Below are 25,279 nucleotides of genomic sequence, written 5' to 3' on the forward strand. Positions count from 1 at the left end.
AATGAATTCTTTATAGTGAGCTAGCTGCCAGTCCAACTTTTCGCAGTTCGATATAGAACAAAGGAAATTCATTTCTTAACTGTATAAACAAAGAGCGCTGTTTAGTTGGATGGTACGCGCAGTGAAAATCAGATTCATTTTTCACGGGTTTTGAAAAATGAATTCTTTATAGTGAGCTAACTGCCAGTTCAACTTTTCGCAGTTCGATATAGAACAAAAGAAATTCATTTCTTAACTACATAAACAAAGAGCGCTGTTTAGCAGAATGGTAGGCGTACGAAAATCACTGGAATTTTACGTTAGAAAAATTCCAACTATAATTATGAGCTAGCTTAGCAATATTAGGATTGAAAACAATATGAGATGCACTAACTTAACTAAATTGCATGAAGCTAGTTAGTACGCGCACGAAGATATCAATTTTTTTAGAAATCACTCATTTGCGTGAATTTCTACTTTTTCATATAGGATTAGACCTTTTTCGTAACAAGCTCGTTTTCACCACAAGAGTGAATCCCTTAACTCAAATTTCAAGGAGGTTTCTTATGCAACAGCCTTTAGCTTTTCGCATGCGTCCCCGCAACTTAGATGAAGTAGTGGGACAGCAGCATTTGGTCGGTACAGGAAAAATCATTCGCCGCATGGTAGATGCTCGGATGCTTTCTTCCATGATTCTGTATGGTCCTCCTGGTACAGGAAAGACCAGTATTGCCAGTGCTATTGCGGGCTCAACCAACTATGCGTTTCGTATGTTGAATGCTGCTACCGATACAAAAAAAGACCTACAAATCGTCGCCGAGGAAGCAAAAATGAGCGGGACGGTTATTTTATTACTAGATGAAGTGCATCGCTTAGACAAAACCAAACAGGATTTTCTTTTGCCGCATTTAGAAAGCGGAAGGATTATTATGATTGGTGCCACCACAGAAAATCCGTACATAACGATCAATCCCGCGATTCGAAGCCGAACTCAGATTTTTGAGGTAAAGCCGCTGAATGAAGAGGATATTATCACAGCGGTTACCTCTGCTTTAGCTGATAAGGAGCGTGGATTAGGTGAATATCCTGTCGTACTAGATGACGAGGCCTTGAACCACTTAGCTCGTGCTACAAATGGGGATTTGCGCAGTGCTTTGAACGGTTTAGAGCTGGCAACTAAGTCAACGCCAAAGGACAAAGATGGCAACATTCATTTGACGCTTTCGATCATTGAAGAATGCGTTCAACGTAAAGCACTGACCCACGACAAAGATGGTGACGCTCATTACGATGTCATCTCCGCGTTTCAAAAGTCCATTCGCGGCAGTGATGTCAATGCCGCTTTGCATTATCTAGGTCGCTTAGTCGAAGCTGGTGATTTACCGATTATTTGTCGGCGCTTAATGGTGATTGGCTATGAAGATATCGGCCTAGGAAATCCGCCCGCTGCCGCTCGAACCGTCCAAGCTGTGCAAGCAGCGGAGAAATTGGGCTTTCCTGAAGCACGCATCCCTCTGGCTAACGCCGTGGTGGACCTCTGTCTTTCGCCTAAATCGAATTCTGCCTACACAGCCTTGGATGCTGCAATCACGGATATTCGCATGGGAAATGCCGGTGAGGTCCCTGACCATTTGCGAGACAGTCATTACAAAGGAGCCAAAGCACTTAATCGAGGAATAGGCTATCAATACCCTCACAGCTTTGAAAATGCTTGGGTCGACCAGCAATACTTACCTGATAAGATCAAAGATGCTCATTATTATGAACCGAAGGCTACCGGGAAATACGAGCAGGCACTTGGTCAGCAGTATCAGCGGATCGAAGAATGGAAGAAGAAAAAATAAACCACTGTCGAAAATTACTCGACGGTGGTTTTCGCTTTATTTGTTAGAAAAATACTAGGGAGAAAAATGAGGATCAAGACAATGACTGAGACAAGAAATCCCGTGTGGTAGGCAGATAACTCATGAGCAATCGTTGGCTGAGAACTTTGTAATACAGTTGCCACGACCGTTGCGATCATCGCCGAACCAAAGCTTGAGCCTAGATTTTCGATAATGTTGATTCCCACACCAGCATCTGGCAATTCTTCATCAGCCAAGCCCGTATAGGCATCACTAGTTAGGGGTAAATTGATTCCGCCGAAGCTTGTGCCGCGAATGAATAAAATCAAAGCGATCCAAATCATACTGGTATGATCTGTGACAAAAAGCAATGGAATCGTTCCTATCAAAGAAATAATTAAACTAGCAATGACGACATACTTTGCGCCAAGCCTATCAATCATTTTACCAATCATCGGGCGCGTCACTAGCATCCCTATACCTTGGGGAATCAGTGCGATGGCAGCTTCCATGGCTGAAAAATGACGAAAGTTTTGGAAGAACAAAGGCAGAATCAGCATCGGACCCATAATCGCGATATTAGCAAAGAATAAGCCAATGCTGGCAGCTTTAAAGCTCCTGTTAGAAAAAATAGTCAATGGCAAAACCGTGGCGTGCTGCTTACGATAATCGTAAAAAATGTAAACAAACAGCAGCAATACGCCCAGTCCTGTCCAGAGCAAGGCCTCGCTATTCTTAAAGGTTGCGTGATCAGCAGCTTTCGTAATTCCGTAGATCAACGCGGCACTCATTACTGACAAATCGAGAATGCCAAAAATGTCTAGCTTGCTTTCTCGATTGAAGGGTTCAAAGCTGGGCAATGTCCGCATCATTAGTGGCGCGGCGATCAAAATGATAAACACATTGATAAAGAATATCCATCGCCAAGAAGCTGCTTGAACAATGAAGCCGCCAAGCACTGGGCCAAGGATTGGGCCAAAAATCATCGGTGTACTGACGATCGCCATGACACGACCAATCTTTTCAGGCCCTGCTGTTTTAACTAACAGAGTCGACATTAACGGCGTGATGATCCCAGCGGTAAATCCTTGAAGCAGACGAAAGACAATAAAACTAGTAACACTCCAGCTAATCCCGGCAAGCACAGAAGTACAGCCGAAAAGAACTACCGCACTGATAAAGATTTTCTTGCCGTCAAAACGGTTCATCAACCAGCCTGCGATGGGAACAGCGATGGCCAGTGCGAGAACATAGCCCGTGATCGCCCATTGAATGATTGCCAACGTGGTATGAAAATTTTTGGTCAATTGATCAATGGCAATATTCACCATTGTAGAATCGAGCATTGGAGCAATGGCGCCAAGAGCGATCGCCCAGGCCGCCGATAAAACGTTTTTTGGTAATTTTGTTGATTGAGTCATAGAGATCTCCTTTCTTGATTGAAAAATTCATTTCAAAGCGGAATAGCTAGATCCGTCGCTTTGTCGTCAAATGAACCTTCGCTTATCGCTATCTATTCCGTTTAGTTTAACTTCAAGGAAACAGGTTGCTTCTTGCTGCAGAAAAGAAGTTTTTTTGTTTCCTAGGAAACTATAACTTCATTTTGTTTCCTTGTCAACTAAATTATTTCAAAAAAAGACCTCCAAGAATTAGATTTTTGGTCTAACTTTTGGAGGTTGTTTCACCATTGACTGCTATAACTAATTGATCGTAAGTCCTTGCTTCTTAATCTCCTGATCTAAGTGCTGATTATAGCGTGCAAGAAATTTTAGGAACGCATCATACTGCTCGTCTGTAATCGGTTCGAAGACGATCGCGTCACGATCCTCAAACTCTTTATGAAGCTGCTCATGAATAGCAAAAACTCTCTGCCCTTCTGCTGTCAGCTTAAAATAAACTTCTTTTTTGTTCTCTGCTTTTTGATAGCTTTCGATATACCCTTTTTTTACCATTTTCTTGGTTAGCTTACTGATCGCTCCCCGCGTCATGTACATCGCTTCTGCCATTTTTGTGACATTCGGATCTGTATGTTTGCCAATAAACTCCATGCAATGAACCTCAGAGGCAGTATATCCTGCCAAAGCCGTCTCCATCTTCACCTTATCCAACCATGCACGTTTATTAAATACTTGGCTGAATCCTTCCAAAACTTCTTCTCTTTTGTTCATGCGTCATTCCCCTATTCATCCTAAATGAACCCTCATTTGGCCTTCCGATGCGTGCACACTCATTCTAGGATAATTTTGTTTCTATATCAACAAAATCATTCGACTTTTGTTGTCAGTGTCCAGTGAAACGTCATTGATCCCTCACCCAGCTTCTGCTGTTCTTTAGGAATGATTAGGAATAGCCCTTTTGACTCGTTCCACTCTTCAAAGGTTGTATTCAAAGAACCTGACTGCTGGAGTACTGTTACCGATTCCTCCAATGATAGAAGCTTTCCATCTTCCTGAAAATAAAGCTGTCCGCCTTCTGGGACTTCAGCTTGTAGTGTCAATTCCCACGGACTCTGCTCTATACGTGTGTCTTTTATCTCAAGATGGCCAAGAATAGTCGGGTAAAAAGCTGTTTGCTTGCCTAATTTGTGCTGTCCGAAATCGATCAAATCTGGAACCGCAAGTAGCTTAAGGGACCCTATATAATTAAAGTGCGCTCGAATTTGATAGTATGTTCTTTCCAGTGGATGCCAGTAATTCTCCGTCAATAAGATATTCTCCCCACTGCTTCCTATCACCTCGGCTTGTTGAAGGGAGAACTGTTCCGTATCGGTAAATCTTAATTCTGGGGAAACGGTGCTTTCAGAAGGAATAATTAATTCACCGCTTCGCTTATTAGCCACGCCCCAAACGTTTAAAGGCAATGGCTGGTTGTTCGGTTTCAGAGTGAGATTATGCGTAATTTCTCCTAACTCACTTGCGACTTGGTAACCAATGATCGTGGCAGAAACTGCCAAGCCAATTTGACCATTAGAGTCTCCGGTAAATGCTTGCCCTTGCTCATCAAAGCCAATAAAATTTTCAGGCCCCAGCGAGCTTTTCTCTCCAACAAAGGTCATTATGGGGTACCCTTTTTGCTGTGCGAAGTTTCTGCCTGTCACCTCATGAAGCGTTTCAGGTATTAATAAGCGCCACCTCAATTTTTCCTCTGGCAGTAATTCTCGCAGAAAAATATTATTTTCTCCCGCTGGTGAATGCAATTCAGTGTTTTTCGCGGTCATCAGTCGACCTGTTTTTAACTCCTCCACGTTTAATCTCGCATTTGCGATTAAAGAAAGTTCTCCGAATTGATCGAAAGTTTGTCCAAAATTTTCATTGGTAGCACCACTGCCATTTAAAATCCTTTTTGCGGACACGTTGTTTTCTAACGTTAGTTGGGTGAAATTTTGTATTTTTTCAACAGGTATGTCAGCTTGAGTGCCGCCTATTTTTACCCCGACCTTCGCGGGACTGTTCTCAATCAATCGATTGTTAAAGGTTGTCGAATCGCTGCCAATAATGGTCTGGACTGATTGAGCTGCTTGAATTTCGATAGACAGTTCGTGGGTTAGACTGCCTGCATAGCTGTTTTTTAGCATCCCCTGAACCAACGAAAATCGCCCATTTGGTGCACGCAGTTTCATGTTGATTGCAGGTGTATAAACTGAAGTGGGATTTTCTCCACCGTCTCCTAATACTTCAACTTCCGCAAAACTCTGCTCGGTTGTTAACTCAAATGCAAGCTGCTTATCGATGCCTCCGAGGCGATTGGTTATTTCTGCCATCCTGGGTCTAGCGGCTGAAATTCCTAGTCCTGCTGCTAATTCTACAGCTCCTGTTATGGTCAATGCTACGTTTCCATTTAGTAGACCGTGTTTGGCAATCCCGCCCATGATTTGCGTTGCCTCGTTGCTCTTTGAAAATTTCCCACCGCTAATAATGGTCTCAACATTTCCCTCGATCATGTGATTCGATCGCAACCCATAGGACGCCGCTACCGATCCTAAAATCTCTCCGCCAGATATCCTTGTCTGAATATCACCAATTAGTCGTCGATCTTGATTGCTGCCTGCCACCGCATAATTTTCGACCTTCCCGCCAGTAATTTCCAGTCGACTATTCCCATAAATCCGATAGCAACCACTGCCAGCGCCAAAAATAGCACTGACTTGCCCCTTTTCGAGCCGAGAAGAGCAAGTTCCTTCAATTATCCCGTTGAAGCTTCCGCCATAGGCATAATTCAATAGCGCCTGCTTAATGACTAATTCAGTCTTTCCGTTTATGTACAACGTGTTCCCCCATGGCTGTTGATTCTCTCCTCCTCCTGCAGAAGTACTGAAGCCGTATGAGGCGCCTAAATTCCTCTCATTGGTTAGCTTCGTTGGCTCCAGCCCCATCTCTTGCGCATAGACTCCCCACCGTTTGCTATAAACAAGTGTTTCTTGTCCTAGTTCCAACTGAACGTTCCCATTGATCACTCCTGCAACCCCCGCACCACAAACATTATTTTCAACATTGCGCCCGCCACTGACACAACCGCCTAATAAGCGGGTTACAACGTTTCCTTCAACGAAAAAACGGGTATTGCTCTTTGCTAAAGAAAAGCGTTCTAAAGGAGCCAGTTGATCATAAGCAAGCTCTTCCGCAGTTCTATTTTGCGGATCTGTTAGATCGACCACAGGTGTGAAACTTTGTGAATTCGTTAAGCTCCGTTTCTCCACCTCCATTCCCCCAGCGCCATCAATTCGATTAAACGACCCCTGTGAAGCCTTTCCCGCATAAATCTGATTTTCGATATCTCCATAGATTGTTCCGCTGTATTGATTGCCGCCAACAAAATTTCGCTCTCCTTTTTGAAATTGTCGCGTATCAATCACCGTCGTAATCGCCTGCTCCTGTCCATGAATCTCACCAACTTGCGAGCCGCCGATCAGAATCCCTGTATCAGAAAAACTCCCCTTACCAGTGATCAATGTATTCACTGCACCTGTTTCGCCGAAGGCTGCTCCACCAACAAAATCTCCTAAGGTAAAGGCCGTTGACTCAGACGTCAGCTGATTATCAATCGTCCCTTTCACAATGACAGGTTCATCGGCTGTTCCAAAGCCGCCTCCATAGTAATTCATTAACATACCGTTAAGCTGTTGAATGCGGGTACTCACATTTCCGATGATTTCTCCCTTCAATGAACCGCCACACAAGCGCTGAATGTCCCCAGTCAAAGATAGCAACTGAATTGAAGGGCTGCCAGATAGCGTGCCTGCTTCATTTCCACCATATATTTCCCATGACCCGCCTGTTACTCCTTGAAAAAAAAGCAAAGGATTTCCTACTAGATTTCTATCACTACCACCAAATAATTGCGTATGATCGCTATGCTGAATATTCTCAAAATAAAGCTGATGACCGTTCCCATAAATTTTCGATGCTTTTAAATTTAAGGTTTCGAAATGACTGTCTTGACCAAAGAAACACGTTTTAGGTAAAGATAAGTGACTTTCCGCTCCAGATCCTTTAAAGGTCAAGCTTGCAGGCAGACTAGCGAAGTTGATTGTTTCAATGGTTGGGTTAGACAAGCTTTCATTAATACCAACAGCTGTTTGACTCAAATCAAGTGCTCCATCAAATTGAATCGTATAGTGCTCCTCTGTTCCAAATTGATATAGGTCAAAGAGAAGTTCCTTCATTCCTGCTGCGCTTAACGGGTATTCCTTTTGCTGGTCAATCGGCGGAAAAAGTTCTAGAGATTCGGCTTCCGCCTGTGTTATGAATGGGCCGAAGAAAAAAATGACTAGGTAAATAAAAAAATAAGCGAATTTTTTTGACATATGAGCCTCCTTTTTTATACAATATACGTATAGAAGACGTGAATCATTTGAAGTGTTTCAAGTTTATCCTTGCAAGCCACTTCGTTGCGTCTCAATAATGACTGTGCTATGATTGAGATGGAAATTCTGTGATGTGCGCGTTGCCTATTTCAGTGTTGACCGAACATTTTTATTGATATATTGGGATCCGTCTTGTGTCAAAGTTGGTAACATGCCTTTTCATTTGGTAGTTCGACGCTTAGACCATGGAACCCACCTGCTAGATTTTGCGGGATCAATACTATCGGGTGAATAACGGCATCGACGGAATTTTCCATTTTTTATGGATTGAAAGCAATTTGCGTTCTGCAAATTGCTTTTTATTGTATTGGAGGAAGAAAATGATCCGCATTTTATTATTTTTACTTGCACTTATTTTATTGATCTGCAGCTATTATTTGATCAAAAAACCTCAAGGCTTTTTAGTTCTTTTCAGTGAAGACACACAAACAGAATCCCGCAGCTTTTTACGCCAGTTTGGCTACATTTATGCATTGCTGGGAATGATTGGCATTGTTATCGGCTTTATCAATCAGCGAACCTACTCCATGATCTATTTAATTATTCTCTTGGTGGTGGCAGCACTCTTCGCTTTATTGATGGGATCGAAAACAAAAAAAGGTTAACAGTACCAATTTCAAGAATTTTGATTTAAAATATAAATGAGAAAAGGAGTTGGGAACGATGGATCAACAATATAGTAAAATTATGGTAGCAGTCGACGGTTCTAATGAAGCTGAATTAGCCTTCAAAAAAGCAGTAAACGTCGCAAAACGAAACCAAGCAGAATTATTACTTGCTCATGTCATTGATACACGCGCGTTTCAAACAGTTTCTTCTTTTGACAATGTTTTAGCAGAACAAGCGACAGATATGGCTAAACAAACACTAGACGATTACGAAGCTGACGCAAAAAAAGCTGGTGTTGAGCACATCAGCAAAGTCATTGAATATGGTGCACCAAAAGTGATGATCGCTAACCAAATCCCTGAGAACAATCAAATCGACTTGATCATGCTTGGTGCGACTGGATTAAACGCTGTTGAACGGTTGTTTATCGGTTCAGTTTCTGAATATGTTATCCGCAACGCGGATTGTGACGTATTGATTGTTCGAACAGACTTAGAAAATAAAGTTCCTGAAGAAGACTAATAGACAGGATCAAAAAAGCCAACCTTCGCGAAGGTTGGCTTTTTCTTATAGCATCGACTTGTAAAGGGCGATGATTTCCTCCAAGGTAGCGTCTCGTGGATTTCCTGGTGAACAGACATCTCGATAAGCATCCTCAGCGATTTGTTGGATATCCGCTTCCTTCATTCCGATTTCTGTCAGATTTTGTGGAATGCCCACGTCAATCCCCAGCTGCTTCACCGCCTGTACTGCCGCATCACGAACTTCCGCTAACGACATATCCGCCGCGCCTTCCACATCCATCGCGACAGCAATTTCACGATATTTTTCTCCTGTATAATCCTTATTAAAGTCCATGATCAATGGTAATAAGGTGGCACATGCTACGCCATGAGGGGTGTCATACCAAGCGGATAACGGATGCGCCATTCCGTGAACTAATCCCAGTCCAACGTTTGAAAAGCCCATCCCGGCAATGTACTGTCCTAAGGCCATTTTTTCCCGAGCCTCTTGATTGCCAGCTACTGAATCACGCAAGGCGTGACTGATGATACCGATCGCTTTAATATGAAGCATATCCGTCATTTCCCAGGCACCTTTTGTAATAAAGCCTTCGATTGCATGAGTCAAAGCATCCATTCCTGTTGACGCACACAAACCGGTGGGCATTCCCATCATCATATCACTGTCAACAAAGGCCACGACTGGAATATCATGGGGATCGACACAAACAAACTTGCGCTGTTTTGCTTTATCTGTAATCACGTAATTGATTGTTACTTCAGCCGCTGTTCCCGAGGTTGTCGGTACCGCTAAAATCGGTAACGCAGGATTTTTCGTATCCGCCGGTCCTTCTAAGCTAAGAACGTCTGAAAAATCAGGGTTTGTATTAATGATCCCGATCGCCTTCGCTGTATCAATCGGCGAACCACCTCCGATCGCTACAATGTAGTCTGCTCCTGCGGCCTCACAGGCCTTGACTCCCGCTTGAACGTCTTCGATCGAAGGGTTCGGTACAATCCCATCAAAAATCTCATAGCTTAACTCTGCCTCATCTAAAATTGCCGTAACCTTTGTCGCTACTTCAAATTTCAATAAATCCTTGTCTGTCACGACCAATGCTTTTTTGAATCCACGTTTTTTTGCTTCATTGGCTACCTCTTGGATCGCTCCTTTACCAAAATAAGAGGTTTCATTCAAAATCATTCGATTAACTACCATAGTATCTCTCCTTTATTGTGCTATGCTTCACAATCAATTATCCCATAAAATAAAAGCGCTTTCCATGACTAATGATTGCAAATTTTTGCCATAAAATAAGACGAATTTATTGAAACAGGTCCAACTATTTTGATCACCCACTTATTTACAGAAACGAATGCTCCTGAGTCAGACCTCTTTCAAAACTTGATTTCGTCACTACACTTTATCGAAAGTTCAAAGCCGGATCATTTGTTACACAGCACAAAACTTCATGATAAATTTTTAAAACTTTTTCCCTATCTTTCTCCCAGCTGTGAACTTCTGAGACAACTGCCTATTCATTTTAGCCAACTGTATATTGAAACTAGCATCCCCTGTTTGTATTTCTGGTCTCTTTTACAATTCAAATACTTGCTCTAAATCGACAGTCACTGGCGAACTATCCGGATTTGTTTCCATTACATCTGCCATGAAATCCCACCATTTACGATTGATTTCCTTATTGGCGGTCTTAGACCACTTCGCCTCATCTTCGATTTCAAGATAGCCAAACAAAAAATTTGTTTCTGGATCGAAAAAAATCGAATAGCTGGTCGCTCCATGCTCTTTTAACATTTCCCGCATCTCAGGCCAGAGTTCCTGATGTCGTCTGGCATATTCTTCCTTCATGTCTGGATAAAGTTTCATTCTCACTGCTTTTTTGATCATGCATTCAACACCGTCGCTTCAAAAAATTCTGGATTCGGTGTGATTCCAAACTGTTTCGCTAAGGCGAGAAAGTTTTCATCGCTGATTGTTTGTCTAATACCACCTTGGGCTTGAACATACGTATATACTTGTGCGGCTTTTTCCGCGGTTTCGATCAAGCCAAAGGTTTCATCGATGGTCCGACCTGCGCCATACACGCCATGAAACGACCATAGAACTAAACGGGCTTGACGCATTTTTTCTGCAGTCGCTTCACCGATCTCATTTGAGCCTGGAACCAACCAAGGCAATACTTGCACGCCCTCAGGGAAAACGACTAGACATTCGGTACACATTTCCCAAAGTGTTCGAGTGATTGCTTTAGATGTCAGTTCATGGCTGAAAGTCATCGCTAAAAGATGAGTCGCGTGGCAATGCATGACCACCCGATTTTCGGGATCAACCGCTAAACGTGCGCTGTGGCTCATTAAATGAGCAGGCAATTCACTTGTTGGAACACCGCCATCTGTATAGCCCCATAGTAGATCCACACTTTGACCATCTTCTGCCACTCGCAGGATACCTAGGTTGTTCGCAGGATCTTGGGCGACATTTTTAAAATATTTCCCAGAACCGGTTACGATAAAATATTTTCCTTTAAGGGTTGCCCCATCAAAGTCCATTGGAATATTCCGCAACACCTTCATAGGATCTATATACTCAGTGACTTCTGCTTCCTCCAATAAATACGACACATTGCCGCCATTTCTTTCATCCCAACCTAAACGATACAGATTGCTGGTTACTTCCACCATTTCTTTCACAAAAGACGCTTCTAAAATATTATTCACGATCGATTCCTCCAAGTTTTTATCTAACAAGGCGGGGCCATGTCTCTCCCCGCCGACTAGTTATGCGTGTGCCATTTCTTTGCCTCGAGCTGACAAAATATCTCTTTCATAGTCCATGACTTCTTCGTACCAATTCATACCGACTGGAGCATTGTTCAGCTCACAGAAGTAGTTCCACACATCTGCATAAGGGAAGTCCTTCAATTCTTCTGTCAGCGCCATGCGTTTCGTGTAATCAAGGTCCAGTTCCATTTCTTTTAACTCTTCAATTGGTTCTAGCATCGCCTTCAATAATGCTTTTTGGGTGTTGCGTGTTCCGATGACCCAAGCAGCTACGCGGTTGATCGTTGCATCAAAGAAGTCCAAGCCGATATTGGTCTTAGCTAATAAGTCATTGCGGACGATCTCTTTGCCAATTTCTTGCAATTCGTCGTCCATGATCACTACATGGTCAGAATCCCAACGAACAGGGCGCGAAACGTGGAGCATAATGCCCTTAGAAAATAGCGCCAGTGAAGTCAATTTGTTGGAGATAACTTCCGTTGGATGGAAATGACCGGCATCTAAACAAATCAATTTATCACGAGTTAAGCCATACCCCATATAGAATTCATGAGAACCTACTGTATAAGCTTCAGCGCCAATTCCAAATAGTTTGCTTTCAACCGCTTCTTGGGTATATTCTTCGTTCAAGTCTTCAGCGAAGATTTCATCTAATGATTCCATCATGCGTTTACGTGGATTGTAGCGATCAATCGGATTATCTTTCATCCCATCTGGCATCCAGAAGTTGTTGATACAGGTTTGACCGGTTTCTTTTCCAAGATATTCTGCAATTTTACGGCTACGTTTGCCATGTTCGATCCAGTAGTCGCGAACCTCTTGATCTGGATGTGCCAACGTCATCCCATCTTTCATCATAGGATGAGAGAAAAAGGTCGGGTTAAAGTCTAAGCCAACACCCTGCTCGTTGGCCCAATCCGCCCACTTTTCAAAATGTCTTGGTTCAATCTGATTTAGATCGACTGCTTCATCAGTGTCTAAATAAATGGCATGCAAGTTGATCTTGTGACTTCCCGGAATCAATGAAAGAGCCTTTTCGATATCTTGGCGTAATTGATCAGGCGTACGCGCTGCACCTGGATAATCTCCAGTTGCCATGATCCCTCCGGTCAACTCGCCTTCAGGATTTAAGAAGCCTTTGACATCATCCCCTTGCCAGCAATGCATTGAAATTTTTACCTCCTGTAATTTTTTCAATGCTTCATCAGTATTCACACCGATTTCTGCATAACGAGCTTTTGCTTCTTCATAACGCGCTTCTACAGTTTTTGTCATTTTGATTCTGCTCCTTTTTCTTTTCAATCTATTTTTTTATACAAATGCTTTTGTTAAGGCATGGTACTTTTCAATGGCTTGATGATTGTCTGTTTGCGGTTGAAATTCTTTCATTGGGAAAGATTTTTTGATGCCTTCGCGGCCTTCTGCCAATGTTCCAAAACCATTTGTCGCTACCATCTGAACTATGATGTTGCCGATGGCGGTTGCTTCCCCTGGTCCTGCTAAAACATTGATCCCACAGGCATCCGCCGTTAATTGATTCAAGAAGTCATTATTTGACCCGCCCCCAACGATATGGAGCTGAGTAATCGTACGTCCGATGATTTTTTCAAGCTTTTCTAGTTCTACTGCATAACACAGTGCTAAACTGTCATAGATACAACGAGCAAGTTCGCCTGCTGTCTCAGGTACTTTTTGATTCAGTTCGCGGCAATACGTTTGAATCTCAGTAATCATATTCTCTGGATTCATGAAGCGCGGATCATTGACATCGATCAGGCAAACAAATGGCTCTTCCTGACTAGCCAGCTCAGCAAGCTCTGGATAAGAATAGCGATAGTCCTGCAGCCTTGCGACTTCTTGGATCAGCCACATTCCCATAATGTTCTTCAAGAAACGGATCGTTCCTTGAACACCCCACTCGTTGGTAAAGTTCGCATCGAAGGCTTCGGCAGTCGCAACCCCTTCCTCCATTTCTACCCCCATCAATGACCAAGTGCCTGAACTGATGTAGGCCCAATTGTCGCCCTTTCCTGGTGTTCCCACGACTGCTGACGCTGTATCGTGAGAAGCAATCGTGATCAATGTGGCATCCGGCAGATCATAATCTGGAAACTTTTCTCTCAGGATCGGTCCTAGGATTGAACCTGGTTCAGCCAAATCTGGAAACAATTCTTTTTTCACATCAATAGCAGCAAGAATCTCCTCATCTAGTTTCCGTGACTCCAAGTTCATCAGCTGCATCGTGGACGCGTTCGTTTTTTCTAATACAGCATTGCCGGTGAGAACGTAGCCTAAGTAATCCGGCATCAGCAATAATTGCTTTGCTTTGACCAATTTTTCTCGATCTTCTCTTAGTAATTGGAACACCGTATTAAACGATTGAAGCTGGATTCCTGTTTTTTCATATAGTTTTTTGAGGGAAAAGTTGGCATCGAACGCTTCCATCGCCCCTGCTGTGCGATGATCACGATAACTGATCGGTTGACTCAATGCTTGCCCCTCTTCATCCAGCAAACAATAATCCACGCCCCAAGTATCGATTCCGACATAACATTCTTCGATCCCTCGCTGCTTCACCTTTTCCAAGCCAATCAAGATTTCTTCCACCAAATGATCAGCGTTCCAATGATCTGTTCCCTCACTATCAGAAAAACCATTTTTAAAACGATGAACTTCGTTTAGAGTAATCTTGTCTTGAAAGTTTTTTTCCGCCAGCATCAAGCGTCCGCTAGATGCGCCAATATCAACAGCTATATAGTTTTCGTTCATCTCTTTTCTCCTTAAACAGGCTCTTCTACTTGAGCAATACTTTCTTTTTCAAAAGCTTTCTCTCTCACATACATGCCACTAGCACCAAAAACGAAATACAAGAGTGTTAATAGTAAAGAAACAGTTCTGAAGGTTTGATCATCCATCGATCCGATAAAGCGCAAGATCGTAACAATCAAAATTGCTGCTAAAAATATAAAGGATGTCCCCTGTAGCGTCCGAGCCAACTTAGGAACTTTCGCCTGACGATTGTCCACGATATCCTTTTCCTCCTCTTGAATGACTTGCAACAAGGCAGCTTGAATCTTTTCTTCTTCAAGTACTTCTGATGAATAGTCCTCTTTGGCCCCCATTGATAAAGCCAAGATGGCATAAGCCGCTATCGCCAGCAAATACGTTGGTAAAAATAAGAAATAAGAATGGATCAGATTCGTCATTGTCATGATGACCACAAAGGCCAATGAGATCAGCCATGCAATCAACGCAGCTTTATTCACTTGATCTTTCCGATACATCGACCAGTAGCGTGTAGCCCCTAATTTAGGTAGTATCCAGTGTTCTGTTATTGCGATCGCCCCGATAGATGGAACAACTAACACAATAATGTTGACGATTGTCATCACATTGGCAGTAATAGGGAACGTAGCAGCAATGGTCATGATAATTCCAACCGCATAGGTTAATTTTTTTAAATCAACATTAAAGATCGTTTGAAATGCTAATCCAGCTCGATAAATACTCGGATTAGCTGTCGTCCACCCAGCGAAAATGACTGCCAGTAAGCCCATACCGCCGACAACTGCATTTGTTACAGCTCCCGAATCAAGAACCAGTAGTGATTTTCCTAGCATAATTGATGCCGCCGCTCCCATGATACCGGCGCAGCCCCAAGCGAAGAAATGACCAATATACATCCCGACGCCGGATACATAGCCATAGGTTGATTTTCTAGCAAAGCGAAACAACGACATATCATTTAGGCCGCCGTGATAAGCTAAGTTACACATCCAGGCAAAAGCAATGACATGCGGCAACCCTAACTGTGGATTCCCTGGTAATGGCGTTCCTGTCCAAACAGTCGCGTTCATTAAATTCATAAAGTCACCAAAAGAGTGGATGCCTTGTGTTCCAGCTGCACTGAACAACGTTGGAAGTGATAATATGGCACCTACAAAGAAAACCAAAATCATCCACGGTGCACTGACCGAAGCAAACTTTGCTACAGCATCGAAGCCGTTTGCCGCAACAACGGTAACAATGACCCCTAAGACAAGTACGATCAAAATAAATGTGATACTTGTCGGATACCAATTTGTTTGTAGAGGTACGTTAAAAATCTCTCGCACCGCTGATGCCGATACCGTCAACATGGAGGCCGCCATTGCTATGGAGGCAAGGCCCCAGATAAAGTTATAGACTTTTTGCATATATGGCCCTAGAACTTTATTCAAATAAGAATATAAAGTTAATCGTGTATCTACAGCGATCGGCGCGCAGACAAGCGCATACGTAAGTGTTGCTAACAAATTCCCAATCAGTAATCCAATAAAAATATTTGTTGCGCTGACTCCCCAAGTAACCAAGGTTGCACCAATGACAAATTCGGTCGCTGCAATATGTTCTCCACCATATAATCCAAAGAAATTTCCCAATCCAGACAATTTCTTGTTTGAAATTGGCCGATCTTCAATCGGAATCTGTCTAGCCATCTCGCGATAATCTTTTTTCATGACTTTCTCCTTTAGTTGTTTTTCGTGCGTTGCAACTTACAACCTAAGATTACTTTGATAGCGTTTACAAAACAATGGCAAAATGTTAGCATATGAGTATCAAAAATACAGGTGATAAAAAAATGAAGAAGATTGAAGAATACTTTTTACCTTTAAGTGATGCTGAAAAAGTTCAGAAGAGAACAAAGAGATGGCTGGATGAATTTGACGAAGAAAAATCGAGTTATTTAAAAATCAAGAATGAGCTTTTTCTAGAAAACAAAACAATATTAATTCGAAAACATCGAAGATTTGCTGCTTATCCGCTGCATTCCCATCAATTCATGGAATTTAATTATATGCTTCAAGGAGAATCAAGGCAGATTGTTAATGGGAAAGAACTACTTTTACAGGAAAAACAATTATTGCTTTTGGATCAAAATTCACAACATGAGCTTCTTCCACTGAGAGAAGAAGACTTATTAATTAATTTTCTATTCAAATTATCAGATATCAATCTGTCGGCCTTTACTAAAATAGATGCCAAAAATACAGGTGTTACTTATGATTTTCTTATCAATAGTGTCCTTGATTCTGACATCCACGAGAATTATTTATTGCTGGATCTGACGAATAATGAGGAAATTCAGGCGACTCTTGAACAGATGATTCGAGAATTTTTTTTCGACAACCGTTTAAGCAACGATATAGTGAACTCTTTTTCTCAAGTATTGTTTCTGCAACTTTCCCGAGTATATCAAGCCCAGTTACCAACGATTTATCAGTCAAATTCCATCAATGCTACCATGTTAAAAATTTTGCAATGCATCGAAGAAAATCCTAGGAGCCTCTCCTTAAAATCACTGGCAGAAGAATTAGGCTACAATCGCAACTACCTGTCCAATCTCATCAAAAAGGAGACCGGAAAAAATTTCAAACAATTAATTATTGAACAGCGTTTGCATGAAGCGCATCGCTTACTTCTAACTACTAATGTTTCCATCGATGCCATCAGTGAATATGTCGGATTTTCGAATAAGACTCAGTTTTATCAAAAGTTCAAAGCTTTTTTTAATGAAACGCCTCAGAAAGTTCGCCAAATGAAGTAACTCTTCTTTAATGAATCAAAAGCAAAGAGATGGATCAAAAGCTGCCTTGATCCATCTCTTTGCTTTTTTCAATTGATATAAAAAAACATATAACCTAGTCCATGTTAGTGCATCGTATAATTGGTTCACTAGCCTCGAAGCAACTGTCTTTCATCAGCCTTTCAAAATCAGGTTCATCAATTTGTTTTGCAGGATTTATAATTATTAAAAAAATCGAAACAATTAACTATTTCGTTTGCTATCTAATTTAAGTTCCCATTTCTATAAGCTTTCTTGAACCTTTTTAGAGGCTATTTCCGATGACTAAACCCAGAAAACTACATAATATACCTAATCCATAAGTTCCAAAAAAATAACGATAAAACATTGAACGATCATTTTTCCATAAAACAAACAACTCAAAATTATAGGTAGAAAAGGTCGTATATCCACCCATGATCCCAGTCCCTAAAAATAGATAAACCGAATCCGTTAAATGCAGTCCAAAGAAAATACCGAGCAGAAGGCTTCCAGTGAGATTGATAAAGAACGTTGATCTTGGCAGGTGTTTAGTCTGGGGTTCAAAATAGTTATTTAACGTAAAACGCAGCATTGCGCCAATCGCTGCCCCACTGCCGACTAATAGCGTATTGATCATTCTGTCTCCGCCCTTCTATGATAAATAGCCTCGCCGAGTACAGTCATCGCTAAACCGCCGACAACTGATAACAGTAAATAAAGAAAGGCTAGCCCGATTTGTCCGGCCTGCACTAATTTCATCGTATCTAGCGCAAAGGAAGAGAACGTCGTCAAGGCGCCGCAGAAGCCGACTCCTACTCCTAAAACGAGACGAGCAGATATATCAATATCATTCAAAATATGTTTCACGATCCAACTAAAAATAAAGCACCCTAATAAATTGACCAGCAAGGTTCCTATAGGAAAACCGTTGACCGCAGGAAGCCATACGCCCAACCAATAGCGCGCGGTTCCGCCAACAAAAGCAAAGAGCGCAATAACCAAATAATCCAACATGCTTTTCATCTCCATTATTTATTCTTAAATACTATAAAACGATTGATTTGAAGTTGCAAACAATACTATCTTTTTCATCAACAATTTTCAAAACGTGCTAAACTAGGGGTATCTTGGGAAAAAGTGAGGTTTATGTATGAAAGGAATAATATTTGACTTTAACGGAACCATGTTTATGGATTCTGATCTCCATGAAGCTGCTTGGCTTTATTTGATCCAAAAGTATTCAGATAAGGAAATGACCGAAGAGGATATCCTAAAAAATCTTCACGGGAAAACTAATGATGTGATCTTGCGTAATTTTATTTCACCAGAATTAAGTGAAGAAGAAGTGGAAAAATTATCTGATGAAAAGGAGACTTATTATCGTGAATCGGTCTTAGCCAGTGCAGATCACAATGACTTTACCAAAGGTTTACGAGAGGTCTTAGACTATTTAAAAGCAGAAAAAATACCCATGACCATCGCTTCGGCATCGCCAAAGGTGAACATGGACTTTTATTTTGACTATTTACATTTAGGTGACTGGTTTGATGAAGAAAAAATGGTCTGTCATACAGGCAGTTTTCCTGGAAAGCCTGCACCGGATATTTTCCTGATCGCCGCTGAGAAGATCGCCGTTGCCCCAAAAGATTGCTTAGTGATTGAGGATTCCTACTCTGGATTACAGGCAGCTCGCAATGCGAAAATCGGAACGATCGTCGCCATTGATCCCGAAGGAAAAAATCGATCCGTTTTCGAAAAAGAAAACTTGGCGCCAGATGGTGTCATTGAAGACTTCACCACCTTTATTCCTAATTATTTATAAGAAAAAAATCGCAACGAAAACAGAGTTTCGTTGCGATTTCGCTTTATATAATAGTTGCTCCTAAAGTATTTTTAAAGTGATTCAATGCCCAAGTATGTCCAGTCGCATCAAAGCTTGCAACAGCCTTCTCAGGTATCACTAATTGATAACCCAAATTGTAGGCATCTACCGCCGTGTGCAACACACAGATATCAGTGCACACCCCAGTTAAGCAAAGCTCTGTAATCCCTCGCTCCCGTAACCGAATGTCTAAATCGGTGCCGCTGAAGGCTGAATAATGCCGTTTATCAATCCAATAAACCGTTTTTTCTGCTTGATTTGCTTGATAGAAATCAGCTAATGAGCCATACAACTCTCGTCCGCTCGTACCGATGACATTGTGCGCCGGAAAGAGTTTATTTTCAGGATGGTACTGATCGCTTGGATCATGCCCATCAATAGCAAAAACGACAAAATTCCCCTGCTGGAAATAGTCTTCTGTGATAGCGACCAGCTCCCCCTCAATTGCCTGACCTGCTTCCCCTGTAGTTAGTTTTCCATCAGTTGCTACAAAATCCTTCGTATAATCAATCGAAAGTAACGCCCGCATGCAAGTTCCTCCTTTAGTTGAATCCTTAAAAAACTTTATTTCAAATGGTTCACAAATTCCATAACAAGCTGTGCTGATAATGTTCCAGTACGATTAACAAATTCTTCATGTGTTTCCGTCGCTTCACTGTCAGCCGTATCGCTGATTGCTCGGACGATCAAAAATGGAATACCAAATTGTGCGGCGGTATGTCCGATCGCAGCTCCTTCCATTTCAACAGCTAAAGCCTCTGGAAATGAAGCTTTGATTTCCTTGATTTTGGCTGGACTGCTCACAAAGGTATCTCCTGAAACGATCAACCCAACACGGGCAGATTGATTCATTTTCTTGCTGGCTGTCACCATTTCGCCCTTTAAATACGTTGATCCTTCATAATAAAGCGGCATACCTGGAACTTGCCCTATCTTATAACCAAAAGTCGTCGCATCCACATCAAAGTAAGCAACTTTATCTGCGATAACCAAATCACCAATCGCTAATCCTTCGCCAATCCCACCAGCGGTTCCCGTGTTGATGACCATGTTCACTTTGTATTGCTGAATCAATACCGAAGTAGTGATTGAAGCCAATACCTTTCCAATTCCTGATTGAACAACAATCACTTCATGATTGCCTAGTCCCCCTGAGATAAACAACGCTCCAGATTGTTCCCAAGATAATGGGTGATCCAAACTTTCTCTTAATGCTTTTACTTCTGGTTCCATTGCACCGATAATACCGATTTTCATAACGATTCCTCTATTTCTTTTTAATATATTTTTACTGTTTAAATAAAGAATACAGCTAACATTACCACGATCAAAAGCAATAAAACAAAAATTATTGCTTTATTTAAAAAGCTGCTGCGTTCCTTCTGTTTTACCCGTTCACTGCTGCGGGATTTCGTCACAGGCTTGTTCTTCTTCAACTCTTTCCGATAGACAGAACTGATTTCTTTTTCTCTTTTTTCATAGGCTCGCTCCGCCGCTTTCCGCTGCTCTTCTGCCAAACGCTCCTGCTCTTCTTTTCGTTTCCTCAATTCGCTGCGCGTCACCAAGGGTGATTGGCTCATGAGTGATCCACTCCTCGTTCTTAATAATGTAATTATTTTTTAAGAAAAAATAATTTTGATCTTCACTCCGTATATCATCCAACTAAACTTCATTCCATTGATTAAGTTAATGTGTCTTATCTTATTCCAATCCTAATATTGCTAAGCTAGCTCATAATAATAGTTGGAATTTTTCTAACGTAAAATTCCAATGATTTTCGTACGCCTACCATTCTGCTAAATATCACGTATCCTTAATATTCTCGTAATTGAAAATTAAATTCACCCACTTAATACTGAGAAAAGCAGAACTGGCAAAGTTGGACTGACATCCTTATTCTTACTAATGAACTCATTTTTCCTAGTCTATTTCTTTAACAACATCAGTTCCCAATAATTGACGGCGAAGATTGTCTTTGCGTCACAAATCAATCCATCTAGGATCGCTTGTTTCGCTTCCTCCATGGTCAATTCGTAAAGCTCCAACACTTCATCGTCATCTTGAGGCCGAGGATTTTCTACCTTGACTAAATCAGTCGCGGCATAGATATATAATTTTTCATTTGAAAATCCGGGTGATAGATACATCTCATTTATGTAAGTTAACTCTTCCGCACGGTAACCGGTCTCTTCTTCTAGTTCACGCATCGCCGTTTTTTCTGGCTGTTGCCCTTCACCTGGATCTATTTTTCCAGCGGGAATTTCCAATACCACTTTTTCTAGCGGCTTGCGAAATTGTTTGACCATGATCATTTTATTCTCTTTCGTAATAGGAATGATACCGACACCACCGTGATGGAAAACCAATTCGCGTTTGGCTGTTCCTCCCATCGGTAAAGCCACGTCATCTAAATAAACATCAATGATCTTTCCTTTAAATATTTCTTTCCGTTCAATTGTCTTCTCTTCAAAATCTTTATATTCTAACATGACAACACCTTTTCTCCTTTTCGCATTTTCAAGTTTAACATTAATTTCTTAAATCTTTTATTAACAAAAATAAGAGGATTTCTTCCAATGGAAGCTGCAAACAAAGGAAGAAGTTTCCCATATAGCTTCAACTCGAAGGTTCTGCCTTATTGTATCACAGAAAATTCTTATGTTTTTTCTAAATCTGAAAAATCCATCTTTAGTCCGATACTAATTCTATAGAAATTCATGCTATGATGAGCGTGTAAAGAAATCAAGAATTTTGAATAAATAATGTGAAGGGTTATTACTAGACTAGGAGGATTATTATGCGCAGGAAAATATTCCCTATCATCATCGCAACAATCGGCATTCTCTCCTTTCTTGAAGGAGATTTCGGTGACTATATCGTCTTTTTAATGTTGGTTGTCGGCTTTTGGTTGATCTATCGTGGACTTAAGGGAAGAAAAGTTCGTCCACAAAAAGAAGAACTACCATTTCTATCGAAAGAAAAGGAAGCTTACTATAAACAATTGGGTATGAGCGAACGTGAAATTGAATTGTTCCGTGAAACAATGAATTCATCAAAACAACAAGTTTTACGTCTGCAGCAAAATATCCAAAAGAATGCGAAGCTTAAAGCGATCGATTTACGACACGATACGCTGAAGGCTGCCAAAGCTTTATTTAAAGAATTAGTAAAAGATCCAAAACGTTTGCCAGAAGCGAGCCAATTTCTTTATACGCACTTGCCAAATATCGTTGATTTGACAGATAATTATGTTGAAATCAACGGACATGAGGTCAAGTCAAAAGAAGTTTATGGTAAACTAGAAGAAAGCGCACAGATCATCGATCAAATGGCTGATTTAATCGTGAAAGATTATCAACAATTCGTCGCTGAAGATTTAGAAGACATGGATGTTGAAATTTCCATCGCGAAAAAAAATCTTGACCATGATCCTGATTTGTCCACAAAATAAAAAAAGCGAAACATTAACAAAAAAATCTAGCTGAAGCTAGATTTTTTTCGAACAGGAGGACACATAGTGGAACCAGAAAATAAAACAGAAACCAAACCGGTCGACAGTACTTTAGATGACCTACTCAGTAACCCATTTGGCACCGATTCTTTAACCCCCGTTCAACAGCAAGAAATCTCTCACCTGCAGTCGCAGGAACAAGCAGATCGCTTAGTCGATAAATTGCCTGAGGAACGGCAAGTACAAGCCCGCGAGCTTGCGAAAAAAATCGATGTCAATGATTCTCAAGCCGTAATCAGTTACGGTTCAACTGCACAAACAAAATTAAGCGAATTCTCGCAATCTATGCTGAATACCGTCTCTTCACAAGATATCGGTCCAATCGGCGATTCGTTGAATCAATTAATGTACCGCTTAAATGAAGCGAATCCTGACGAATTACGCGTCGGTGAAGGCAATATCTTCCAAAAAATGTTTGGTAAAGTAAAACAGTCAATCTATGAAATTACAACGAAATATCAAAAGATCGGTGCTCAAATTGATAAAATCGCCACAAAATTAAACGTTGAAAAAGATGGCTTATTGCGGGACAACCAAATGCTTGAAACACTTTACAATAAAAACAAAGATTACTTTGACGCCTTGAATATCTATATTGCTGCCGCTGAGTTGAAGATCGAAGAAATGAAAATGACGACGATTCCTGAAGCAACAGCGAAGGCACAAAGCTCTGGCGATCAAATGGACGTCCAGGTCGTCAACGACTATACACAATTTTTGGATCGTTTGGATAAACGGACCCACGATTTAAAATTGGCACGACAAATCACGATTCAGCAAGCACCGCAAATTCGCTTGATCCAAAATACCAATCAAGCATTGGCCGAGAAGATTCAAGCCTCTATCAATACGGCGATTCCATTGTGGAAGAATCAGGTAGCGATCGCTTTGACTTTACTACGTCAAAAAGACGCTGCTACAGCACAACGTCAGGTATCTGAAACAACCAACGACCTGTTGAAGAAAAATTCAGAAATGCTGAAGATTTCAACCATCGAAACGGCCAAAGAAAACGAACGCGGCATCGTCGATCTAGATACCTTGCAGCAAACACAAAACGATCTAGTCGAAACATTAGAAGAAACCCTGCGGATTCAAAAAGAAGGTCGCGAACGTCGTCAAGCAGCCGAGATCGAGATCGGTCATATGGAAAACGACTTAAAGCAAAAATTAATGGAATTAAATTCTGGACAGTAGTTATAAAAAATGGCTCTTTGTCAAATAGGACTGATAGAGTGAGATAAGAACATCTAAGGTAGAATTCCTTTTCTACTTTAGATATTTTTTGATTCATAGGTAATCAGATTATTTAGTAAGAAAATTCTGGTCTTCATTTTCCGAAAGCTTCGAAAGCCATAAGCGACTCGTTTTAACGCTTTGATGTGGGTATGCAGATTTTCTATTTTGGCATTTGAATAAGGCAATTCGAGGGCTAAACGAATGCCGGATTCATAGTTTATAAAAGCTTTTTTTATAGAATGCAGTTCTTTTGGAACGGAATTGGGCATCGTTCTTACAAGTTTAAAGAAAGTGTCCGCCTCTTTGTCGTGAAACGCTTGAAGAATTTCTTGATAGTAAAAATAGGCGATTCGTAATTCGTCAGAGATCGAAAGCAGACGATCCACCACTTCACTTTCGGTGAGATACGCCCAACCAAAATTGCGCCATTTGGTCCATTTGTCATAAACAAGCTTGTCCTGTCGTTTGATCAGAAGCCGAGACAACGCCTTTAATTGTCGATAATATTTGGCTTGTGTTGGATCGTTTCGATCAAAGCTTTTCATGATTCGTACGCGAATATCCTCAAATTTACGAATGAGATGTTTGACAATGTGAAAACGATCCACAACGAGTTTTGCCTTTGGAAAACATTCCTTTATCAGAGAGGCATAAGAAACATTCATGTCCGTCACGATGACCTTTACCTTCAATCGTGCGCGTCGTTCAAATTGCATAAAATAAGAAACGAGAGCCTTTTTCTTCCGTGAAGGAAGAATATCCAGTAATTTTCCAGTATCGCCATCCATACAAGAAAAGGAGTAGGGACCGACTTGATTTTTCAGTGAACGAAATTCATCCATTAATAAACAACGCGGTAACCAATTTCTTTTTACTTTTGTCATGGGGATCAGAGAAGCGAGTGTCCGAGAAACGGTCGACCAAGAAACTCCGCAATGCTTAGCGATTGTCGTCATTGCTTGTTTTTCCGTTAGCTCTTCTAAAATTTTATAGCGCACTTGTTTAGCGATAAAGCAGTTTCTATCGACAATGTAGGTATTCGCCGTAAAATAGGTGTGGCAGCCACGACAGTGGTAGCGTTGTTTCGCTAAAGCAAGATAAGTCAGTTGGTTCGCACATTTATTAAGTTGAATGAGCGATTTTTTCTTTCCGTTCTTAACGATCATGCCTTCATGATTCATCTGTTTACACAAAGGACAGCGACGAATTTCTTTACTTAACGTCGCAGAAACAACAAGACTCTTGATATTCTTAATGCTCTTCGATTCCACATTTGTGATGAAAATGTTTTTATCTTTGATTCCAAGTAGTAGTTTGATATGATGAAGATCAGGCATACAGAACGCTCCTTTGCTTGTGTTGTGGTGATTCAATTCTAACGGAGCTTCTGTATGTTTTGTTTTTTCATGCTCAAAAAGGACCGATAGAATGATTTTCTATCAGTCCTAGAAATTATAGAG

The 25,279-nt window shown here is 41.2% G+C and carries 23 protein-coding genes and 1 other RNA gene; 8 read left to right on the forward strand and 16 right to left on the reverse strand.

What is annotated here, in order from left to right:
* The first annotated feature begins 545 nt into the window (after positions 1-545).
* Complete coding sequence (locus tag J9537_RS12640) at positions 546-1,823, forward strand: replication-associated recombination protein A (RefSeq protein ID WP_010745390.1); 1,278 nt, start codon at positions 546-548, stop codon at positions 1,821-1,823.
* Positions 1,824-1,837: 14 nt separating this feature from the next.
* On the opposite strand, the gene J9537_RS12645 is transcribed toward J9537_RS12640, so the two are convergent.
* The 3 genes from J9537_RS12645 to J9537_RS12655 all read right to left on the reverse strand — a co-directional run bounded on the left by J9537_RS12645 (position 1,838) and on the right by J9537_RS12655 (position 7,626).
* Positions 1,838-3,244 (reverse strand): MDR family MFS transporter, encoded by a 1,407-nt coding sequence (locus J9537_RS12645; protein WP_010745389.1) that lies wholly within the window; start codon positions 3,242-3,244, stop codon positions 1,838-1,840.
* Positions 3,245-3,523: 279 nt separating this feature from the next.
* Positions 3,524-3,991, reverse strand: coding sequence for a MarR family transcriptional regulator (locus J9537_RS12650; RefSeq protein WP_010745388.1), 468 nt, complete (start codon positions 3,989-3,991; stop codon positions 3,524-3,526).
* Positions 3,992-4,086: 95 nt separating this feature from the next.
* Positions 4,087-7,626, reverse strand: coding sequence for a hypothetical protein (locus J9537_RS12655; protein WP_010745387.1), 3,540 nt, complete (start codon positions 7,624-7,626; stop codon positions 4,087-4,089).
* 120 nt (positions 7,627-7,746) lie between these two features.
* Between J9537_RS12655 and ssrS the strand changes: the two genes are divergently transcribed.
* The 3 genes from ssrS (at position 7,747) to J9537_RS12670 (ending at position 8,817) form a co-directional block, all read left to right on the forward strand.
* Positions 7,747-7,940: non-coding RNA, 6S RNA (gene ssrS, locus J9537_RS12660), on the forward strand.
* Between the two features lie 66 nt (positions 7,941-8,006).
* Complete coding sequence (locus J9537_RS12665) at positions 8,007-8,291, forward strand: hypothetical protein (RefSeq protein ID WP_010745386.1); 285 nt, start codon at positions 8,007-8,009, stop codon at positions 8,289-8,291.
* A gap of 58 nt (positions 8,292-8,349) precedes the next feature.
* Entirely contained in the window at positions 8,350-8,817 is a 468-nt protein-coding gene (locus tag J9537_RS12670; RefSeq protein ID WP_010745385.1) for a universal stress protein, read from the forward strand.
* Between the two features lie 45 nt (positions 8,818-8,862).
* Here the strand turns inward: J9537_RS12670 and fucO are convergent, their stop codons facing one another.
* From fucO to J9537_RS12700, 6 genes are all read right to left on the reverse strand, one after another.
* Complete coding sequence (gene fucO / locus J9537_RS12675; RefSeq protein WP_060789560.1) at positions 8,863-10,017, reverse strand: lactaldehyde reductase; 1,155 nt, start codon at positions 10,015-10,017, stop codon at positions 8,863-8,865.
* A 378-nt stretch (positions 10,018-10,395) separates the two neighbouring features.
* Positions 10,396-10,707 (reverse strand): L-rhamnose mutarotase, encoded by a 312-nt coding sequence (gene rhaM / locus J9537_RS12680; protein ID WP_010745383.1) that lies wholly within the window; start codon positions 10,705-10,707, stop codon positions 10,396-10,398.
* A complete protein-coding gene (rhaD, locus tag J9537_RS12685) occupies positions 10,704-11,537 on the reverse strand; it encodes a rhamnulose-1-phosphate aldolase (protein WP_028020579.1) in 834 nt (277 codons plus the stop codon). Before rhaD ends, rhaM begins: the two co-directional genes overlap by 4 nt.
* A gap of 60 nt (positions 11,538-11,597) precedes the next feature.
* The gene (gene rhaA, locus J9537_RS12690; protein WP_028020580.1) at positions 11,598-12,875 is read right to left on the reverse strand and encodes an L-rhamnose isomerase; all 1,278 of its coding nucleotides are present in this window, start codon (positions 12,873-12,875) and stop codon (positions 11,598-11,600) included.
* A 36-nt stretch (positions 12,876-12,911) separates the two neighbouring features.
* On the reverse strand, positions 12,912-14,369 hold the full coding sequence (gene rhaB, locus J9537_RS12695; RefSeq protein WP_010745380.1) for a rhamnulokinase: 1,458 nt from the start codon (positions 14,367-14,369) through the stop codon (positions 12,912-12,914).
* An 11-nt stretch (positions 14,370-14,380) separates the two neighbouring features.
* On the reverse strand, positions 14,381-16,099 hold the full coding sequence (locus J9537_RS12700) for a purine-cytosine permease family protein (RefSeq protein ID WP_010745379.1): 1,719 nt from the start codon (positions 16,097-16,099) through the stop codon (positions 14,381-14,383).
* Positions 16,100-16,221: 122 nt separating this feature from the next.
* On the opposite strand from J9537_RS12700, the gene J9537_RS12705 reads away from it, so the two are divergent.
* A complete protein-coding gene (locus J9537_RS12705) occupies positions 16,222-17,187 on the forward strand; it encodes an AraC family transcriptional regulator (protein WP_010745378.1) in 966 nt (321 codons plus the stop codon).
* Positions 17,188-17,470: 283 nt separating this feature from the next.
* On the opposite strand, the gene J9537_RS12710 is transcribed toward J9537_RS12705, so the two are convergent.
* Entirely contained in the window at positions 17,471-17,824 is a 354-nt protein-coding gene (locus J9537_RS12710; RefSeq protein ID WP_010745377.1) for a fluoride efflux transporter FluC, read from the reverse strand.
* Positions 17,821-18,201 carry a fluoride efflux transporter CrcB gene (crcB, locus tag J9537_RS12715; RefSeq protein WP_010745376.1) on the reverse strand — a complete coding sequence of 127 codons (381 nt, stop codon included), beginning with the start codon at positions 18,199-18,201 and terminating at the stop codon, positions 17,821-17,823. Before crcB ends, J9537_RS12710 begins: the two co-directional genes overlap by 4 nt.
* 136 nt (positions 18,202-18,337) lie before the next feature.
* On the opposite strand from crcB, the gene J9537_RS12720 reads away from it, so the two are divergent.
* Positions 18,338-19,009 carry an HAD family hydrolase gene (locus tag J9537_RS12720; RefSeq protein WP_010745375.1) on the forward strand — a complete coding sequence of 224 codons (672 nt, stop codon included), beginning with the start codon at positions 18,338-18,340 and terminating at the stop codon, positions 19,007-19,009.
* A 43-nt stretch (positions 19,010-19,052) separates the two neighbouring features.
* Here the strand turns inward: J9537_RS12720 and J9537_RS12725 are convergent, their stop codons facing one another.
* The 4 genes from J9537_RS12725 to J9537_RS12740 all read right to left on the reverse strand — a co-directional run bounded on the left by J9537_RS12725 (position 19,053) and on the right by J9537_RS12740 (position 21,558).
* The gene (locus J9537_RS12725; protein ID WP_010745374.1) at positions 19,053-19,598 is read right to left on the reverse strand and encodes a cysteine hydrolase family protein; all 546 of its coding nucleotides are present in this window, start codon (positions 19,596-19,598) and stop codon (positions 19,053-19,055) included.
* A 35-nt stretch (positions 19,599-19,633) separates the two neighbouring features.
* Positions 19,634-20,326 (reverse strand): 5'-methylthioadenosine/adenosylhomocysteine nucleosidase, encoded by a 693-nt coding sequence (locus tag J9537_RS12730; protein ID WP_010745373.1) that lies wholly within the window; start codon positions 20,324-20,326, stop codon positions 19,634-19,636.
* A 38-nt stretch (positions 20,327-20,364) separates the two neighbouring features.
* Complete coding sequence (gene macP / locus J9537_RS12735) at positions 20,365-20,649, reverse strand: cell wall synthase accessory phosphoprotein MacP (protein WP_010745372.1); 285 nt, start codon at positions 20,647-20,649, stop codon at positions 20,365-20,367.
* Between the two features lie 345 nt (positions 20,650-20,994).
* Complete coding sequence (locus J9537_RS12740; protein ID WP_010745371.1) at positions 20,995-21,558, reverse strand: NUDIX hydrolase; 564 nt, start codon at positions 21,556-21,558, stop codon at positions 20,995-20,997.
* A gap of 308 nt (positions 21,559-21,866) precedes the next feature.
* Here J9537_RS12740 and J9537_RS12745 point away from each other — a divergent pair, with 308 nt between their 5' ends.
* The gene (locus tag J9537_RS12745; RefSeq protein ID WP_010745369.1) at positions 21,867-22,520 is read left to right on the forward strand and encodes a 5-bromo-4-chloroindolyl phosphate hydrolysis family protein; all 654 of its coding nucleotides are present in this window, start codon (positions 21,867-21,869) and stop codon (positions 22,518-22,520) included.
* 66 nt (positions 22,521-22,586) lie between these two features.
* Positions 22,587-23,777 carry a toxic anion resistance protein gene (locus J9537_RS12750; protein ID WP_010745368.1) on the forward strand — a complete coding sequence of 397 codons (1,191 nt, stop codon included), beginning with the start codon at positions 22,587-22,589 and terminating at the stop codon, positions 23,775-23,777.
* A gap of 77 nt (positions 23,778-23,854) precedes the next feature.
* On the opposite strand, the gene J9537_RS12755 is transcribed toward J9537_RS12750, so the two are convergent.
* Positions 23,855-25,156 carry an ISL3 family transposase gene (locus J9537_RS12755; protein ID WP_002302440.1) on the reverse strand — a complete coding sequence of 434 codons (1,302 nt, stop codon included), beginning with the start codon at positions 25,154-25,156 and terminating at the stop codon, positions 23,855-23,857.
* Positions 25,157-25,279 lie beyond the last annotated feature (123 nt).

This window comes from Enterococcus raffinosus (genome assembly GCF_019175485.1).
GTDB lineage: Bacteria > Bacillota > Bacilli > Lactobacillales > Enterococcaceae > Enterococcus_A > Enterococcus_A raffinosus.